Here is a 15,650-nt window from a genome sequence, read left to right on the forward strand (position 1 = left end):
CGCACTCGTCGCGCTCGCCTATCTGATGGGCTTCGTCGTCTTCATGCTGTCGCTCGGCAAGCCCGCCGGCTCCGAGAGAACCGATGCCATCGTCGTCCTGACCGGCGGCGCCGGCCGCGTCGCGCGCGGGCTGAGCCTGATGGAGGCGGGCGCGGCGAAACGGATGCTCGTGTCCGGCGCGGATTCCAGCGTCCGCCCGAACGAACTGGCGCACGAATATCGCGTTTCCCGTCGCCTGTTCGCTTGCTGTATCGACCTCGGCTACGAAGCGGTCGACACACGGTCCAACGCGGAGGAGACCGCCGCCTGGCTCGCCGATCGCAACTTCAAGAGCGTGCGGCTGGTGACGACCGAGTGGCACATGCCCCGCGCGCGGATGGAACTGGCGCACGCGCTGACCACCGATGTCGAGGTGTTGGGCGACGCGATCCCCAGCGACCCGCCGTTCGGAATGCTGGTGCGCGAGTATAACAAATACCTCGTGCGCAGCGTGGCACTGTGGATGGGATATTAGATGACGGCACGGCTGCGCACCTGGGCGTTCAACATCGTCTTCTTCAGCGGCTCGGTCCCCTATGTGCTCGCGACCCCGCTGATGGCGGCGTTAGGGCCGCGCGTGCTGCGGGCCTGGGTGCGGTCGTGGACGCGGTACAACCGGCATTGCGCGCGACTGTGCCTCAACATCCGCATCGCGCAGAGCGGTCGCATCCCGGACGGCCCCGCCCTCTATCCGGCCAAGCATCAGGCGATGTTCGAGACGTTCGAACTGGTCGCGATGCTCGATTCACCAGTGATCGTCATGAAGCAGGAACTCGCCCGCATCCCGCTATGGGGCTGGGCGGCGCAACGCTACGGCATGATCACCGTCGACCGTAGCGGATCGGCGGCGGCGCTGCGCACGATGATGCGCGCGGCCGAGGCGGCGAAGGCGGAAGGCCGCTCTGTCGTCATCTTCCCCGAAGGCACCCGCGTGAAACCCGGCGAGACGCCGCCCATGAAGCCCGGATTCTCCGGCCTCTACCGCGCGCTCGGCCTGCCGGTCGTGCCGATCGCGATCGATAGCGGAGTGGCGTGGCCGAAGACGGGGCCGAAGGTGCCGAACGGCGTGATCCACTTCGCCTTCCAGGACGAGATCCCGACCGGGCTGCCGCGTCGCGAGATCGAGGCGAGGGTGCATGCGGCGATCAATGCGTTGGAGGCGCCAGCCGATCCACCCCATCCCGTTCGTGTCGAGTAGCGCGCAGCGCGTATCGAGACAGCTTTCTCGATACGCCGTCTCGACTGCGCTCGACGGCTACTCGAAACGAACGGCTCGGAACCGGCTAGACCGAAGGATCAGTGATCCGACCGCCCGAAATCCGGTCGCGCATCGTCCTGCCCCTGTTCGATGATCGACCGCCGCACGGCCCGCGTCCGGGTGAACGTCTCGAACAGCTGATCTCCCTTCCCCCAACGGATCGCGCGCTGCAGCTCCGACAGATCTTCCGAAAACCGCTGGAGCATGTCGAGCACCGCGTCCTTGTTCGCCAGGAACACGTCGCGCCACATCGTCGGGTCGGACGCGGCGATGCGGGTGAAGTCGCGGAAGCCGCCGGCCGAATATTTGATGACTTCGCTTGAGGTCACCTCTTCCAGATCGCTGGCGGTGCCGACGATCGTATAGGCGATCAGGTGCGGCAAGTGGCTGGTGACGGCAAGCACGCGATCGTGGTGCTCCGGCTCCATGATTTCGACGTCTGCACCCAGCCGGCGCCAGAATTCGCTGACCCGCTCGACCGCGACCTGCGGCGCGTCGGGGGCCGGCGTCACGATGCACCAACGCTTGTGGAACAGCGCGGCGAAGCCCGCCTCCGGCCCGCTGTTTTCGGTTCCCGCGACCGGATGCGCCGGCACGATCGTCGCGCCGGGCAACGCCGCGGTCAGCGCCTCGACCACGCTCGCCTTGCACGAGCCCACGTCGCTGACGATCGCTTCGGCGGGCAGATCGTCGGCAAACTCCGCCGCCAGCCCGCCCATCGCACCCACCGGCACACACAGGATGACGAGGTCCGCGTCGATCACCGCTGCGCCGGCCGTATCGGCGACGTCGTCGACCAGGTCGATCGCCCGCGCCGTCTCGCGCACCTGTGGGTCGGCGTCATAGCCCGAAAGCGCGACACTCGGCATGCTTGCGCGCACGCCGCGGGCGACCGACGATCCGATCAGCCCCAGCCCCAGGATGGCGACGCGCGCGAACGGCAGCATCAGGCGCCCGCCAGTTCCCTGAGCGCCGCCATCACGCCGCGCGTCTCGTCCTCGGTTCCGATGGTGATGCGCAGGCCGTGCGGCAGGCCCTGCCCCGGCAGCCAGCGGACGATATAGCCCGCATTCATCAGCCCCTTGTACGCGGCTTCTGCGGTCAGCTTGCCCTCGAACAGCACCAGCACGAAGTTCGCCTGGCTCGGCACTGCGCGCAGACCGGCATTGCCCAGCTTGCCCACCTCTTCGGAGAACCAGGCCCGCCACCGCGCATTATGCTCGCGCGTGTGCTCGACGAACGCCCGGTCGTTCAGCGCCGCGATCGCCGCCGCGGTGCCGGCGATGGTGATCGAGAACGGCAGGCGGATGCGGTGCATCGCCTCGATGATCGGCGCCGCGGCATAGCCCCAGCCGATCCGCTCGGCAGCGAGACCGTACATCTTGGAAAAGGTACGGGTAACGAGAACGTTCGACGCGCGCGCGGCGAGCGCCATGCCGCCATCCTCGGCATCGCCCTCGATATATTCGGCATAGGCATGGTCGAGGACGAGCAATATGTCCTCGCGCAGGCCGGCATGCAGCCGCGCGATTTCCTCGCGGGTCGAATAGGTGCCGGTCGGATTGTTCGGATTGGCCACGAAGACGACCTTCGTCCGCTCGGTTACCGCGGCCAGGATGGCATCGACGTCAGTCGCATAGTCCTTGTCCGGCGCGATCACCGGCGTCGCGCCCACGCGGCGCGTCGCGATCTCGTACACCGCGAAGCCGTAGCGGACATAGATCACCTCGTCGCCCGGCCCGGCGAAGGCACCGGCGGCCAGATGGAGCACTTCGTCCGACCCGTTGCCATAGATGATGCGTGCCGGGTCCAGCTCGTGACGCTCCGCCAGCGCCTCGCGCAATTCGGTCGCGCTCGCGTCGGGATAGCGCTCCAGCCGTCCCGCGGCGCTCGTGAACGCTTCGCGCCCAGCCGGGCTGGTGCCGAGCGGGTTCTCGTTCGACGACAGTTTCGCGACCTTGCGGCCATCGTCGGTCGTGCTGCGGCCGGGGATGTACGGCGCGATGCCCATGATCCAGGGCTTGGGAGCGGGTGCGGTCATAGGCCGAGCGCTATCGCCGCCCCCCGCCGCCTTGGCAAGCGCGGGCGCGCCGTTGCCTGTGCCCACCACTTCCGCCCCTCGACGATCCATGCCATTGGCGCGCGCATGACCGACCCCCGACATGGCCTGGACCGCAAAGCCGCGCTCGGCGGGCTCGCGCTCGACGGCGGGGGACGGCTGGACGCGGTGGAGGTCGCCTATGAGACTTACGGCACGCTGAATCCGCAGGCGTCGAATGCGATCCTGGTCTGCCATGCGCTGACCGGCGACCAGCATCTCGCCTCCGCCCACCCGCGCACCGGCAAGCCCGGCTGGTGGGTGCGGATGGTCGGCCCCGGCAAGCCGATCGACACCGATCGCTGGTTCGTCATCTGCTCGAACGTGATCGGCAGTTGCCTCGGTTCGTCCGGCCCGGCCAGCATCGATCCGGCGACGGGCCGGCCCTATGGTATGAATTTTCCGGTCATCACCATCCGCGACATGGTCCGCGCGCAGGCGATGCTGCTCGACCATCTCGGTATCGAGACGCTGACGGCGGTGGTCGGCGGATCGATGGGCGGCATGCAGGCGCTCAGCTGGGCGGCGACCTTCCCCGACCGCCTGCGCGCCTGCGTCGTGCTGGCCAGTGCCGCACGGCATTCGGCGCAGAACATCGCGTTCCACGAAGTCGGCCGTCAGGCGATCATGGCCGATCCCAACTGGGCGAACGGCGCCTATTACGATGGCACGCCGCCGACCGCGGGGCTGGCGGTCGCGCGGATGGCGGCGCACATCACCTATCTGTCCGAGGCTGGCCTCACCGCCAAGTTCGGCCGCTCGCTCCAGAACCGCACTGCCAAGACCTTCGGCTTCGACGCCGACTTCCAGGTCGAGAGCTATCTGCGCCACCAGGGCCTGTCGTTCACCGACCGGTTCGACGCCAACAGCTACCTCTACATTACCCGCGCGCTCGATTATTTCGATCTGGCCGAGGAACATGGCGGGCATCTGGCAAACGCGTTCCGGGCGTCGAAGGCACGCTTCTGCGTCGTCAGTTTCGACACCGACTGGCTGTATCCGACGCCCGAATCGCGCAGCATCGTCCACGCGCTGAACGCAGCGGGCGCGCCGGCCAGCTTCGTCGAACTGTCTTCGCCGTTCGGCCACGACGCCTTCCTGCTGGAAAATCCCGCGCTCGACCGGGTGATTGCTGGGTTCCTGGGAGCAGCGGCATGACCATCGAACTGTCCGACGACCGCGCGCGGCTCGACATCGCGCGCATCCACGGCTGGCTCTCGTCGAGCTATTGGTCGCCCGGGATCGCGCGCGATCTGGTCGAGCGCGCCATCGCCGGGTCGCATCCGCTCGGCGCGTATCGGGACGGCGTGCCGGTCGGCTTTGCCCGCGCGATCACCGACCATGCGACGTTCGCCTGGATCGCCGACGTGTTCGTCGATGACAGCGTCCGCGGACAGGGGATCGGCCGCGCGATGGTCGGCTGGTTCGTCGATCACCCGCAGCTTGCCGGTATCCGCCGCATCGGTCTGGTCACCGCCGATGCGCACGGGGTGTATGAAAAGCTCGGCGTCCACGGGCTGCTGCGGCCCGATCGCTATATGGAGCGGCTGTCGCCCGAGGCTGCGGCGATGCTGAAGGCGCTGCCATGACCCTGCGCCCCGATCTCGCCATCATCGCGGCGAATGTCGCGCCGGGATCGCGCATCCTCGACGTCGGCTGCGGTGACGGGGCGCTAATGGCGGCGCTGCGGGACGAGCGCGGCTGCGACGCGCGCGGGCTGGAGCTGAACGCCGACGACGTCGCGACCGCACTGGAGCGGGGACTGTCGGTGATGCAGGGCGACGCGGATACCGACCTCGCCGACTATCCCGATGCGGCATTCGACTATGCGATCCTCAGCCAGACGCTGCAGACGACGATGCGCCCGCATGTCGTGCTGGAACAGTTGCTGCGGATCGGGACGCGGGCATTCGTCTCCTTCCCGAACTTCGCGCACTGGCGGGTGCGGGCGTCCTTGCTGTGGGGCGGGCGAATGCCGGTGACCAAGCTTCTGCCGCTGGAGTGGTACGAGACGCCGAACATCCACCATGTGACGATCGACGACTTCCGCGCGTTCGTGAAGGCGCGGGGAATCGTGGTCGAAGGAGCGTGGTTCCTGAACCGTGGTTCTAGGACGACGGCTGCCGCTGCAAACTTCCGGGCAGAGCACGCGGTTTTTCTCTTGCGACGCTAACCCCTACCGTTCGGGCTGAGCTTGTCGAAGCCCTGTCCTTCTTGCTCGCGGAAGAAAGGCAACCCTTCGACAGGCTCAGGGCGAACGGGGATAGGGGCGGGCACAAAAAAAGGCGTGGGCGAAGCCCACGCCGTCGGCCGGGTTGCACCCGCCGGCCGTGCTCGTGCGAGTCGGCGCGCAATATGCGCGCCGCCGCACCGCGCAAAAAAGGCGTGGGCGAAGCCCACGCCGTCGGCCGGGGCTAGGCGCCCCGCCGGCCGATCTTGTGCGAGTCGGCGCGCAATATGCGCGCCGCCGCACTGCGATCAGAACGGCACGTCGTCATCCAGGTCGTCGCCGTAGCCGCCACCGAAGTCGTTCTTCGCCGCGCCCGAGCTCTTCTGCGCACCCGAATTGAAGTTGCCGCCGCCGCGCGACGAATTGCCGGCGAAGTCGTCCCCGCCTCCCCATTCGTCACCGCCGCCGCGCTGGCCGCCGCCGTAGCCACCGCCCGCGCCACCGCCGCCGCCACCCTGACCGGGCGCGCCGTCGAGCATCGTCAGGACGCTGTTGAAGCCCTGCAACGTGATCTCGGTCGAATAGCGGTCGTTACCCTGCTGGTCCTGCCACTTGCGGGTCGTCAGCGCGCCTTCGATATAAACCTTGCTGCCCTTGCGCAGATAGCGCTCGGCGACATTGGCCAGACCTTCGTTGAAGACCTTGACCGTGTGCCACTCGGTCTTTTCCTTGCGCTCGCCCGAGTTGCGGTCCTTCCAGCTTTCCGAGGTCGCGATCCGCAGCTCGACCACCTTGCCGCCGTTCTGGAAGGTGCGGCTCTCCGGGTCGCGCCCGAGGTTGCCCACCAGAATCACCTTATTGACGCTGCCCGCCATGTCCGCTCCAAATGTTCGAAAATCGAACACCATCTAGGCCCAAAAACGCATGGCGGAAATCGTAAATCTCAACCGCTTCCGCAAAGCCAAGGCACGGACCGATGCGGCAACACAGGCCGAGGCCAATCGCGTGAAGTTCGGGCGCACGAAGGCCGAAAGGGACGCCGCTACCTTGGCCGAAGCGCAGCGGATCCGCCTGCTCGATGGCGCGAAGCGCGATCAAGGAAAAGAAGAAGAATGATTCACGCGAAGGCGCGAAGGCGCGAAGACAAAAAGGATTCTTTGCGCCTTCGCACCTTTGCGTGAATCACACTTTCTTCTTCGCTTCGCGAAAGGCTCAGCGCAGCCCCGCCCAGACCGCGATCCAGTAGGTCGCGCCCGCCGCGATATAGGCCAGCGCGAAGAGGTAGGCGATCATGAACGCCGGCCACTTCCACCCGTTGGTCTCGCGCCGCACGACCGCGATCGTCGACAGGCATTGCGGCGCGAAGACGAACCAGGCGAGGAAGGCGAGCGCGGTCGCGAGGCTCCACCGCCCGGCCAGCCGCGTGCCCAGTTCCTGCGCGCCCTGATCCTCATCCGCCGCATCGATCGCATAGACGGTCTGGAGCGCCGACACCGCGACTTCGCGCGCCGCCATTGCCGGGATGACCGCAAGGCTCATCTCGTGGTTGAAGCCGATCGGCCTGAGCCCGACCTCCAGCACGCTGGCGATCCGTCCCGCGACCGAATATTCGCTCTGCTTCACGCCTTCGGGCGCCACCGGATAGCTGGCGAGCAACCACAGGGCGATCGTCACGCCCATGATCATCGTGCCGGCGCGGCGCAGGAACACCCAGGCGCGCTGGAACAGCCCGATCGCGACGTCGCGCACGCTCGGCCATTGATAGCGCGGCATTTCCAGCAGGAAGCCGCCGCCGACACCCTTCGTCGCCGTCCGGCGGATCAGCACCGCCGCCAGCATCGCGCTGACGATCCCCGCCAGGTACAGCGCCAGCAGCACCAGCCCCTGCAAGCCGACCCCCGGCACCACCTGTCGCGCCGGAATGAACGCGCCGATGATCACGGCATAGACCGGCAGCCGCGCCGAACAGGTCATCAGCGGCGCGACCAGGATCGTCGTCAGCCGCTCGCGCGGGTCGCTGATCGACCGCGTCGCCATGATGCCGGGGATCGCACAGGCGAAGCTCGACAGCAGCGGGATGAACGCCCGCCCCGACAGCCCGACGCCCGCCATCAGCCGGTCCATCAGCATCGCCGCCCGGACCATGTAGCCCGATGCCTCGAGCGTCAAAATGAACAGGAAAAGAATGACGATCTGCGGCAGGAAGACGATCACCGATCCGACGCCGCCGATGATGCCCTGGACCAGCAGGTCGCGCAGGAACCCCGGCGGCAGCGATGCGGAGGCGGTGTCGCTCAGCCAGCCCTGCGCGCCTTCGATCCAGCCGATCGGCGCTTCCGACCAGCTGAACACCGCCTGGAACATCACGAACAGCAGCGCGAGAAGAATGATCGGGCCGAGCACCGGGTGCAGCGCGAACCGGTCGAGCGAGCGCGTCACGCTGCGCGCCCGCGACGTCTCGGTACTGGCGACCCGCGCGATACGACGCGCCTCGCGCTGGAAATGGCGGATGTCGGCGTCGATCGAATCGACCGCGACCTGCGGTATCGCGCGCGTGCGGATCGCCTCGCCCAGCGCCTCGCGCAGCGGATCGAGCCCGCGGCGGCGCACCGCGACCGTCTCGATCACCGGCACGCCCAGCTCGCCCGACAGCGCCGCGGCATCGATCGCCAGCCCATCGCGCGCCGCCATGTCGACCATGTTCAGCGCCAGCACCATCGGCAGCCCCAGCTGCTTAAGCTGCAGGACGAAGCGCAGATGGTTGTCGAGGTTGGTCGCATCGGCCACCACCACGATCGCGTCCGGCCGCCGCTCGCCCGCCTGACGGCCGAAGACGACGTCGCGGGTCACTTCCTCGTCGGGGCTGGAAGGGTCGAGACTGTAGGTGCCGGGCAGGTCGACCAGTTCGACCGGGCGCCCGTCGTTCAGCGACAGGCGGCCGGTATGCCGCTCCACGGTGACGCCGGGATAATTGCCGACCTTCTGCCGCGCGCCGGTCAGGGCGTTGAACAGCGCGGATTTGCCGGCGTTGGGATTGCCGACCAGCGCGACCAGCGGGATGTCAGTCATCGCGTCAGAGATTTACGTGGATCGCCCGCGCGATATGGCTGCGGAAGGTGATCGTCATCCGCCCGATCCGGCAGGCGAGCGGCCCGCCGCCCAGCGTCGCGCCGTGCAGCAGCTCGATCTCGACGCCCTCGTCCAGCCCGAACTCGCGCAGCCGGCGCGCCTCGCCATCGCTCAGCACCTCCCAATCGATCGCCGCAACCGTCGCACGCCGGTTGCGCGGCAACGACTTCAGCGTGACGGGAATCGGAATCGAGGCGGCGATCGTCATTTCTGCGACTGATTATCAATAGTGCGCAGCGATTACCAGCCCCTAGATCGACCCTTGGATAAAAACGCCCATTGCCACGCCCAACACGCCTTGCTAGAGGCGCCCTCCTTGCCAGCCTTCCGGTCCAACCGGTTGGGGTTTCACGTGCGGTCGTGGCGGAACTGGTAGACGCGCAACGTTGAGGTCGTTGTGGGCGAAAGCCCGTGGAAGTTCGAGTCTTCTCGACCGCACCAGAAATGAAACCCCGGTAGGCGCCCCTCAGCGCCGCTTCTCGGCAATATAGCGATCCACCTGCTCTTCCAGCACGTCCAGCGGCAACGAGCCCTGGCGCAGCACGGTTTCGTGGAAGTCGCGGATGTCGAATTTCGGCCCCAGCGCCTTCTCGGCACGCGTGCGCAGCTCGGCGATCTTCAGCTGGCCGACCATGTAGCTGGTCGCCTGCCCCGGCCAGTTGAAATAGCGGTCGACCTCGCGCGCGATGTCGGTGTCGGACACCGAACTGTTCGCCTTGAAATAGGCGATCGACTGTTCGCGGGTCCAGCGCTTCGAATGGATCCCCGTGTCGAGCACCAGGCGAATCGCGCGCCAAGCTTGGGCCGACAGCATGCCGAACCGCTCATAGGGCGTCTTGTAGATGCCCATTTCGTCCGCCAGCCGTTCGGAATAAAGCCCCCAGCCCTCCGCATAGGCGCCGTAACCGCCGAAGCGGCGGAACTTTGGGATGCCGGTCAGTTCCTGCTGCCGAGCGATCTGGAAATGATGCCCAGGTGCCCCTTCGTGCGCGGCGATGCCGGGGACCTGCACCTTTTGCGTTTGCATCATGTCGACTAGGTTGACGTAATAGATGCCCGGTCGCGATCCATCCGCCGACGGCTGGTTGTAGAAGGCGGTGGCGGCCGTCGCCTCGCGCCATTTCTCCACCGCGCGGACCTCCAGCTTTGCCTTGGGCAGGACGCGGAAATATTGCGGCGACTTGGCCATGACCGATGCGATGACGGCACGGGCGTCGGCCAGATATTGTTCGCGCCCGGCGTCGGTGTTGGGATATTTGAACTGGGGACCGGTGCGGATGTAGTCGAAAAACTGCTCCAGCGTACCGGTGAAGCCGACCTGGCGCTTGATCGCCTCCATCTCCGCCCGGATCGCCGCGACCTGGCGTAGACCGATCGTGTGAATCTCGTCCGCGGTCAGATTGGTCGTCGTCGATTGTCTCAGCCGGTCGGCATAATAAGCGGCGCCGTCGGGCAATGCCCATACGCCGAAATTGCCCTTCGACTGCGGCTCGACCGCATCGATCGCCGCGATCAGCGTCGTATAGCCACGCTTGAACGGGCCGGTCAGCGCCGCTCGCGCATCGGCGAGCAGCCGCGTCTTGGTCGCCACCGGGGCCTTGAGCGCCGATACCTTCTTGCGGAAATCGGCCATCAGCGTCGAATCGGCGCCGCTATCGAACGGCGCGCCGACCAGCACTTTCTGCGCATCGCTGCGGGCCGGACCGAAATTGACCTTGTTCGGAACGATGCCCGCCGCGGCTTGCGTCCGCATCGTGGCCGCGACGTCGCGCATGACGCGCTCGGTATCGCGCAGGCGGGCGACATAGGCCTGCGCGTCGGCGACGCTGTCGATCCTATGGTTGTTGATCAGCAGCGCGGGGATCGATCCCGCCGGGCTGCCCGACTTGGACACCGGAAACGACAGCCGGCGGAAGCGGAAGCTGTCAGCGGCGCGGGCATTCTCATATTCGAACAGCCGATAGCTGACCCGCGCATTCTCGCTTAGCCGGTCGGGCTTGAAGCGCGCCTGCATCGCCTTGGTTTGCGCCGCAACCAGCGCGCGGGCGCGGACGGCCGCCGCGTCGGTGTAGTCGTCGAGCCGGTCGTAATTGGTCTTCAGCCCCAGGTCGGTCTGAGTTTCCGGGCTGAGCGCGACCTGTTCGTCATAGGCGCGGTCGAGGAAGGCGAGCAGCGCGGCATCCTGGGTCTGCGCAGGGGCCGCGGCCGACAACACCGGCACCGCCGACACCAACAGCCCTATAATCGCCTTGCCCATCGTCATCCTCCCAAACCGTGACCCCGACCGTGGCACGGCAGGGATCACGATGGAAGCGATCAGCGCAGATCACTCCGCGAACAACAGCACCGGCGTTTCCAGCAGCTTGCGGACGGCCTGGACATAGCTCGCCGCATCCCAGCCATCGACGACGCGGTGGTCGCAGCTGATCGACAGGTTCATCAGCTTGGCGCGCACGATATCGTCGCCGCGGAAAACAGGGCGCTCGACGATCTTGTTCGGGCCGATGATCGCGACTTCGGGGCGGTTGATGACCGGGGTGGTCGCGATGCCACCGAGCGGCCCCAGTGACGTGACGGTCAACGTCGAACCCGACAGTTCCTCCGACTTCGCCTTGCCCGTGCGGGCGGCTTCGGCAAGGCGGCCGATCTCGCTCGCCAGTTGCCAGACGTTCTTGTCCTGCGCGTCGCGGATGACGGGGACCATCAATCCCGCATCGGTCTGCGTCGCCATGCCCAGATGCACGCGGCCGTGGCGCGTCACCACGCCCGCTTCGTCGTCATAGCGCGCGTTAAGCATCGGGAAGTCGGGGATCGTGCGGCAGATCGCGACGATCAGGAACGGCAGCATCGTCAGCTTCGGCCGGTTGCCGCGATTGGCGTTCAGTTGCCCACGCATCTCCTCCAGCGCGGTCACGTCGATTTCGTCGACATAGGTGAAATGCGGAATCTGCCGCTTCGACGCCGCCATGTTCTCCGCGATGCGGCGGCGCATGCCGATGACCTTGACCCGCTGGTCCTCGCGCGCGCGGCTGGCGTGGGGGGAGTGATAGCCCTGGCCGGCGGAGTAGCGGAGGTAGGCGTCGAGATCGGCGTGGCGGATGTGCTGGCCGTCGTGCTGGACCGAGGCGAGGTCGATGCCGAGATCCTTGGCGCGTGCGCGGACGGCGGGTGAGGCGAGGACCTTATGCTCCTCCCCAGAATGGGGAGGGGGACCGCTCGCCGCAGGCGAGGGGTGGAGGGGGCTCTCCACGGGCGACGTCGCCTGTGACGCTCCCCCTCCACCAGCCTTCGGCTGGTCCCCCTCCCCTTGCTGGGGAGGATTTGCAACCTCCTCCACACCCGGATTTTCAGCCTCGATCTGCGCTTCAACCGCGTCCGACACCTGCGCGGCCTCCGGCTCGGCGGCGGCCTCGCCTTCCGTCTCGATCACCACCAAAGTCGACCCGATCGGCACCTGGTCGCCGACCTCGCCCGCCAGTGCGATGACGGTGCCCGACACCGGTGATTCCATCTCGACCGTCGCCTTGTCGGTCATCATGTCGGCCAGGCCCTGATCCTCCTCGACACGGTCGCCGACGGCCACGTGCCAGGCGACGATCTCGGCCTCGGCGATGCCTTCGCCGATGTCGGGCAGGCGGAATTCGAAGCGGGCCATCAGATGCCTCCGTTCGTGCCGATCGCAGTCGCGGCACGGGGGGTTGAAACGCGGGTGGTGAAGCGATGCGACGATGCCATGCGCATCAGTCCTTCATGATCTTGGCGAGCGCCTGTCCGATGCGGACGGGGCCGGGGAAATAGGCCCATTCCAGGCTGTGCGGGTACGGCGTGTCGAAGCCGGTGACGCGCTCGATCGGCGCCTCCAGATGGTGGAAGCAGCGTTCCTGCACCAGCGCCGACAGTTCCGCGCCGAACCCGCCGGTGCGCGTCGCCTCATGGACGATCATGCAGCGGCCGGTCTTCTTCACCGACGCCTCGATCGTCTCGATATCGAGCGGCACCAGCGTGCGCAGGTCGATCACTTCGGCATCGACGCCGGCTTCTTCGACGCTCGCCAGCGCGACATGGACCATCGTGCCATAGGCGAGGATCGTCAGGTCATTGCCCGGCCGCACGATATTCGCCTTGCCCAGATCGACGCGGTAATATCCGGTCGGCACCTCGCCCGCCGGATGCGCCGACCAGTTCGACGCCGGTCGGTCCCAATGGCCGTTGAACGGGCCGTTGTAGATGCGCTTGGGTTCGAGGAAGAGGACGGGGTCGTTGTCCTCGATCGCCGCGATCAGCAGGCCCTTCGCATCATAAGGCGTCGACGGAATGACCGTCTTGATGCCCGAGACGTGGGTGAAGATGCCTTCGGGCGACTGCGAGTGGGTCTGGCCGCCGAAGATGCCGCCGCCGTACGGGCTGCGCACCGTGATCGGCGCGGTGAATTCGCCCGCCGAGCGATAGCGCAGGCGCGCCGCCTCGCTGACCAGCTGGTCGAGCGCGGGGTAGATGTAATCGGCGAACTGGATTTCCGGGACCGGACGCAGGCCATAGGCGCCCATGCCGATCGACACGCCGACGATGCCGATTTCGGTGATCGGCGTGTCGAACACCCGGGTCTTGCCGTATTTCGCCTGAAGCCCCGCGGTCGCGCGGAACACGCCGCCGAAATAGCCCACGTCCTCGCCCATCACGACGATGTCGGGGTCGCGGTCCATCAGCACGTCCATCGCGCTGTTGATCGCCTGGATCATGTTCATGCGGGTCGTCGCGCCGGTGTCGGCGGCGCCCGCCGGGGTGTCGATCACGTCGGTCATGCTGCTTTCACCACGAAGCGGTCGCCGTCCGGCGCCGTCCAATCCTTGAGCTGTGCGGCGGCCTTCGCGTCGCCTCTGCCATAGGCCGCTAGGAACAGGTCGACCGCCGGGGCCAGGCGCGCCATCGCCGCGCCGTCGGCGACGAGTTCATGCCCGCCATCCTTCGCGACGATCGTATAGGCTGATTTACCCGCGGTCTGGCCGACGAACAGATGGTCGGCCGGATTCTTGACGAAGCCTGGCACGGTGTCGGCCGTTCCCGTCACGATCATCGCCGGCACCGCGAGCGACGTATAGGCGCTCGGCTGGATCAGCCCCGGGATCTTGCCCGGCGTCGAGAACCCCAGCACCGCCTTGACCGCCGGCGCGCGGAACGGCGCAATATAGGACAGCGCCCCACCCAGGCAGAGCGACGTCAGCGTGCCGAAGCTGTGTCCGACCGCGATCACCGGCAGGCCCGGATAGTCCTTCGCCGCGACCGCCGCCGCTGCGCCCATGTCCGCCATCCGCTCGCCGAAGCTTGCCTGCATCGTGAACGTCGCGCGATCCGGGTGGCGCATCGAATCGACGTGCAGGGGGCTGAGCACCACCCAGCCCTGCTCGGCCAGATGACGCGTCAGCAGCGCATATTTCTCCGGCCATGAGCCATGGCCGGTCGAGAACAGCGCGACACCGCGCGGCTTCGCCGGCCGCGTACGGAACAGCCGCGTCTCGCGCGTGCCGACCGTCAAGGCCACGTCGTCGCTGGCGATCGCGTCCCGCGCGAACAGCGGACCGCCTGCCAGCACCGCGCCGGCACCGGCGATCCCGCCGATCAGGGTGCGCCGGTCCATCACTTGCGCGCCCATGGGCGGCCGGAGGCTTCTTCCTCGGCGAGCATCTGCGCCTGCTGTTCGCGCAAATGCCACGGCATCTCCTCGAACACGCCATCGAACAGCGAATCGAGTGGTTGATGCAGGCCGTGGCCGAGGATGCCGTTCTTCTCGGCCTCCTTCTGCGCCGCCTTCACCTGTTCGGCGACCTCGCGGTCCATCGCGTCGTGGCGCTCCTCGTCCCACTCGCCGATCGTGATCAGATGCGCCTTCAGCCGCTTGATCGGATCACCCAGCGGCCAGGCATTGGGCTCGCCTTCGGAGCGATACTGGCCCGGATCGTCCGAGGTCGAATGCCCCTCGGCGCGATAGGTGAAATGCTCGATCAGCGTCGGCCCGGCGTTGGTCCGCGCCCGCTCCGCCGCCCAGAGCGTCGCGGCATAGACCGCCAGCACGTCGTTGCCGTCGACCCGTATCCCCGCGATGCCATAGCCGATCGCGCGCGCGGCGAACGTCGTCGCCTCGGCACCCGCGAACCCCGAGAAACTCGAAATCGCCCACTGGTTGTTGACGACGTTGAAGATGACCGGCGCACGGTACACGCTGGCGAAGGTGCAGGCGGAATGGAAGTCGCCTTCCGCCGTCGACCCCTCGCCGCACCAGGTCGCCGCGATCCGCGTATCGCCCTTCGCCGCGCTCGCCATCGCCCAACCGACCGCCTGCGGATACTGCGTCGTCAAATTGCCGGAGATCGAAAAGAAGCTGTACCCCTTCTCCGAATACATGATCGGCAGCTGCTTGCCCTGCAGCTTGTCGCCGCGGTTCGAATAAATCTGGTTCATCATGTCCGTCAGCGGACATCCGCGCGAAATCAGGATGCCCTGCTGGCGGTACGACGGGAACACCATGTCGTCCGACGCTAGCGCGGCGGCGGCCCCCACCGACACCGCCTCCTCGCCCAGCGATTTCATGTAGAAACTGGTCTTGCCCTGCCGCTGCGCGCGGAACATGCGCTCGTCGAAGGCGCGAGTCAGCGCCATGTTGCGCAACATCTGCCGCTTCAGGTCCGGCGAGATGCGCGGATCCCACTGGCCGCCGGCCGTACCGTCCATATCGAGCACGCGGACAAGACCGAAGGCCAGCTCATGGAAACCGTGCGCCGCATCGGCGGTATCGGGCCGCCGCGCTGCATCGACCGGCGGCACCGCGACCTGCGCGAAGTCCACCGTATCGCCGGGACGGAATTTCGGCTCGGGCACATGCAGCGCAAGCGGCGGCAGATTCGATCGACGGGACGCGTCGGACATGGTCTCTCCTCAGGCGGCGCGGTTCGCCGTTGCCC

Annotated in this window: 16 protein-coding genes and 1 tRNA gene; 7 read left to right on the forward strand and 10 right to left on the reverse strand. The window is 67.1% G+C overall.

Features of this window, described 5'->3' with window-relative positions; all coding sequences use genetic code 11:
• The first annotated feature begins 25 nt into the window (after positions 1–25).
• Together ACFSC3_RS19110 and ACFSC3_RS19115 are read left to right on the forward strand one after the other, a co-directional pair.
• Positions 26–514, forward strand: coding sequence for a YdcF family protein (locus tag ACFSC3_RS19110; RefSeq protein WP_380941871.1), 489 nt, complete (start codon positions 26–28; stop codon positions 512–514).
• Positions 515–1,237 carry a lysophospholipid acyltransferase family protein gene (locus tag ACFSC3_RS19115; RefSeq protein WP_380941774.1) on the forward strand — a complete coding sequence of 241 codons (723 nt, stop codon included), beginning with the start codon at positions 515–517 and terminating at the stop codon, positions 1,235–1,237.
• A gap of 98 nt (positions 1,238–1,335) precedes the next feature.
• Here ACFSC3_RS19115 and ACFSC3_RS19120 read toward each other — a convergent pair whose 3' ends face one another.
• The gene (locus tag ACFSC3_RS19120) at positions 1,336–2,244 is read right to left on the reverse strand and encodes a prephenate/arogenate dehydrogenase family protein (protein ID WP_380941776.1); all 909 of its coding nucleotides are present in this window, start codon (positions 2,242–2,244) and stop codon (positions 1,336–1,338) included.
• Entirely contained in the window at positions 2,244–3,338 is a 1,095-nt protein-coding gene (gene hisC, locus ACFSC3_RS19125; protein WP_380941777.1) for a histidinol-phosphate transaminase, read from the reverse strand. The genes ACFSC3_RS19120 and hisC overlap by 1 nt, the downstream gene beginning before the upstream one ends.
• 105 nt (positions 3,339–3,443) lie before the next feature.
• Between hisC and metX the strand changes: the two genes are divergently transcribed.
• Genes metX through metW form a run of 3 tightly spaced genes read left to right on the forward strand, consistent with a single transcriptional unit; the run spans position 3,444 to position 5,568 of the window.
• On the forward strand, positions 3,444–4,553 hold the full coding sequence (metX, locus tag ACFSC3_RS19130) for a homoserine O-acetyltransferase MetX (protein ID WP_380941779.1): 1,110 nt from the start codon (positions 3,444–3,446) through the stop codon (positions 4,551–4,553).
• Positions 4,550–4,984, forward strand: a complete 435-nt coding sequence (locus ACFSC3_RS19135) for a GNAT family N-acetyltransferase (RefSeq protein ID WP_380941781.1) — start codon at positions 4,550–4,552, stop codon at positions 4,982–4,984. The genes metX and ACFSC3_RS19135 overlap by 4 nt, the downstream gene beginning before the upstream one ends.
• On the forward strand, positions 4,981–5,568 hold the full coding sequence (metW, locus tag ACFSC3_RS19140; protein ID WP_380941783.1) for a methionine biosynthesis protein MetW: 588 nt from the start codon (positions 4,981–4,983) through the stop codon (positions 5,566–5,568). Before ACFSC3_RS19135 ends, metW begins: the two co-directional genes overlap by 4 nt.
• A 305-nt stretch (positions 5,569–5,873) precedes the next feature.
• Here the strand turns inward: metW and ssb are convergent, their stop codons facing one another.
• The gene (ssb, locus tag ACFSC3_RS19145; RefSeq protein WP_380941785.1) at positions 5,874–6,440 is read right to left on the reverse strand and encodes a single-stranded DNA-binding protein; all 567 of its coding nucleotides are present in this window, start codon (positions 6,438–6,440) and stop codon (positions 5,874–5,876) included.
• 49 nt (positions 6,441–6,489) lie between these two features.
• Between ssb and ACFSC3_RS19150 the strand changes: the two genes are divergently transcribed.
• Positions 6,490–6,681, forward strand: coding sequence for a DUF4169 family protein (locus ACFSC3_RS19150; protein ID WP_380941787.1), 192 nt, complete (start codon positions 6,490–6,492; stop codon positions 6,679–6,681).
• Between the two features lie 96 nt (positions 6,682–6,777).
• Here the strand turns inward: ACFSC3_RS19150 and feoB are convergent, their stop codons facing one another.
• Both feoB and ACFSC3_RS19160 read right to left on the reverse strand, forming a co-directional pair.
• The gene (feoB, locus tag ACFSC3_RS19155) at positions 6,778–8,634 is read right to left on the reverse strand and encodes a ferrous iron transporter B (protein WP_380941789.1); all 1,857 of its coding nucleotides are present in this window, start codon (positions 8,632–8,634) and stop codon (positions 6,778–6,780) included.
• A gap of 4 nt (positions 8,635–8,638) precedes the next feature.
• On the reverse strand, positions 8,639–8,902 hold the full coding sequence (locus ACFSC3_RS19160; protein WP_380941791.1) for a FeoA family protein: 264 nt from the start codon (positions 8,900–8,902) through the stop codon (positions 8,639–8,641).
• Between the two features lie 146 nt (positions 8,903–9,048).
• Here ACFSC3_RS19160 and ACFSC3_RS19165 point away from each other — a divergent pair.
• Positions 9,049–9,135, forward strand: a tRNA-Leu gene (locus tag ACFSC3_RS19165).
• Between the two features lie 25 nt (positions 9,136–9,160).
• Here the strand turns inward: ACFSC3_RS19165 and ACFSC3_RS19170 are convergent.
• The 5 genes from ACFSC3_RS19170 to ACFSC3_RS19190 form a co-directional block, all read right to left on the reverse strand.
• Positions 9,161–10,957, reverse strand: coding sequence for a DUF885 domain-containing protein (locus tag ACFSC3_RS19170; RefSeq protein ID WP_380941793.1), 1,797 nt, complete (start codon positions 10,955–10,957; stop codon positions 9,161–9,163).
• A gap of 63 nt (positions 10,958–11,020) precedes the next feature.
• Complete coding sequence (locus ACFSC3_RS19175) at positions 11,021–12,349, reverse strand: dihydrolipoamide acetyltransferase family protein (protein WP_380941795.1); 1,329 nt, start codon at positions 12,347–12,349, stop codon at positions 11,021–11,023.
• 85 nt (positions 12,350–12,434) lie between these two features.
• Positions 12,435–13,439: an alpha-ketoacid dehydrogenase subunit beta gene (locus tag ACFSC3_RS19180; RefSeq protein ID WP_380941873.1), complete on the reverse strand. Its 1,005-nt coding sequence runs from the start codon at positions 13,437–13,439 to the stop codon at positions 12,435–12,437.
• Positions 13,440–13,492: 53 nt separating this feature from the next.
• The gene (locus tag ACFSC3_RS19185) at positions 13,493–14,329 is read right to left on the reverse strand and encodes an alpha/beta hydrolase (RefSeq protein ID WP_380941797.1); all 837 of its coding nucleotides are present in this window, start codon (positions 14,327–14,329) and stop codon (positions 13,493–13,495) included.
• The gene (locus ACFSC3_RS19190) at positions 14,329–15,615 is read right to left on the reverse strand and encodes a thiamine pyrophosphate-dependent enzyme (RefSeq protein WP_380941798.1); all 1,287 of its coding nucleotides are present in this window, start codon (positions 15,613–15,615) and stop codon (positions 14,329–14,331) included. Before ACFSC3_RS19190 ends, ACFSC3_RS19185 begins: the two co-directional genes overlap by 1 nt.
• Positions 15,616–15,650 lie beyond the last annotated feature (35 nt).

Source organism: Sphingomonas floccifaciens (assembly GCF_042681125.1).
GTDB lineage: Bacteria > Pseudomonadota > Alphaproteobacteria > Sphingomonadales > Sphingomonadaceae > Sphingomonas > Sphingomonas floccifaciens.

Coding starts and splice junctions, on each gene's coding strand:
- ACFSC3_RS19110 (WP_380941871.1), top strand. CDS start 26: ATGGGCTTCGTCGTCTTCATGCTGTCGCTCGGCAAGCCCGCCGGCTCC.
- ACFSC3_RS19115 (WP_380941774.1), top strand. CDS start 515: ATGACGGCACGGCTGCGCACCTGGGCGTTCAACATCGTCTTCTTCAGC.
- ACFSC3_RS19120 (WP_380941776.1), bottom strand. CDS start 2,244: ATGCTGCCGTTCGCGCGCGTCGCCATCCTGGGGCTGGGGCTGATCGGA.
- hisC (WP_380941777.1), bottom strand. CDS start 3,338: ATGACCGCACCCGCTCCCAAGCCCTGGATCATGGGCATCGCGCCGTAC.
- metX (WP_380941779.1), top strand. CDS start 3,444: ATGACCGACCCCCGACATGGCCTGGACCGCAAAGCCGCGCTCGGCGGG.
- ACFSC3_RS19135 (WP_380941781.1), top strand. CDS start 4,550: ATGACCATCGAACTGTCCGACGACCGCGCGCGGCTCGACATCGCGCGC.
- metW (WP_380941783.1), top strand. CDS start 4,981: ATGACCCTGCGCCCCGATCTCGCCATCATCGCGGCGAATGTCGCGCCG.
- ssb (WP_380941785.1), bottom strand. CDS start 6,440: ATGGCGGGCAGCGTCAATAAGGTGATTCTGGTGGGCAACCTCGGGCGC.
- ACFSC3_RS19150 (WP_380941787.1), top strand. CDS start 6,490: ATGGCGGAAATCGTAAATCTCAACCGCTTCCGCAAAGCCAAGGCACGG.
- feoB (WP_380941789.1), bottom strand. CDS start 8,634: ATGACTGACATCCCGCTGGTCGCGCTGGTCGGCAATCCCAACGCCGGC.
- ACFSC3_RS19160 (WP_380941791.1), bottom strand. CDS start 8,902: ATGACGATCGCCGCCTCGATTCCGATTCCCGTCACGCTGAAGTCGTTG.
- ACFSC3_RS19170 (WP_380941793.1), bottom strand. CDS start 10,957: ATGACGATGGGCAAGGCGATTATAGGGCTGTTGGTGTCGGCGGTGCCG.
- ACFSC3_RS19175 (WP_380941795.1), bottom strand. CDS start 12,349: ATGGCCCGCTTCGAATTCCGCCTGCCCGACATCGGCGAAGGCATCGCC.
- ACFSC3_RS19180 (WP_380941873.1), bottom strand. CDS start 13,439: ATGAACATGATCCAGGCGATCAACAGCGCGATGGACGTGCTGATGGAC.
- ACFSC3_RS19185 (WP_380941797.1), bottom strand. CDS start 14,329: ATGGACCGGCGCACCCTGATCGGCGGGATCGCCGGTGCCGGCGCGGTG.
- ACFSC3_RS19190 (WP_380941798.1), bottom strand. CDS start 15,615: ATGTCCGACGCGTCCCGTCGATCGAATCTGCCGCCGCTTGCGCTGCAT.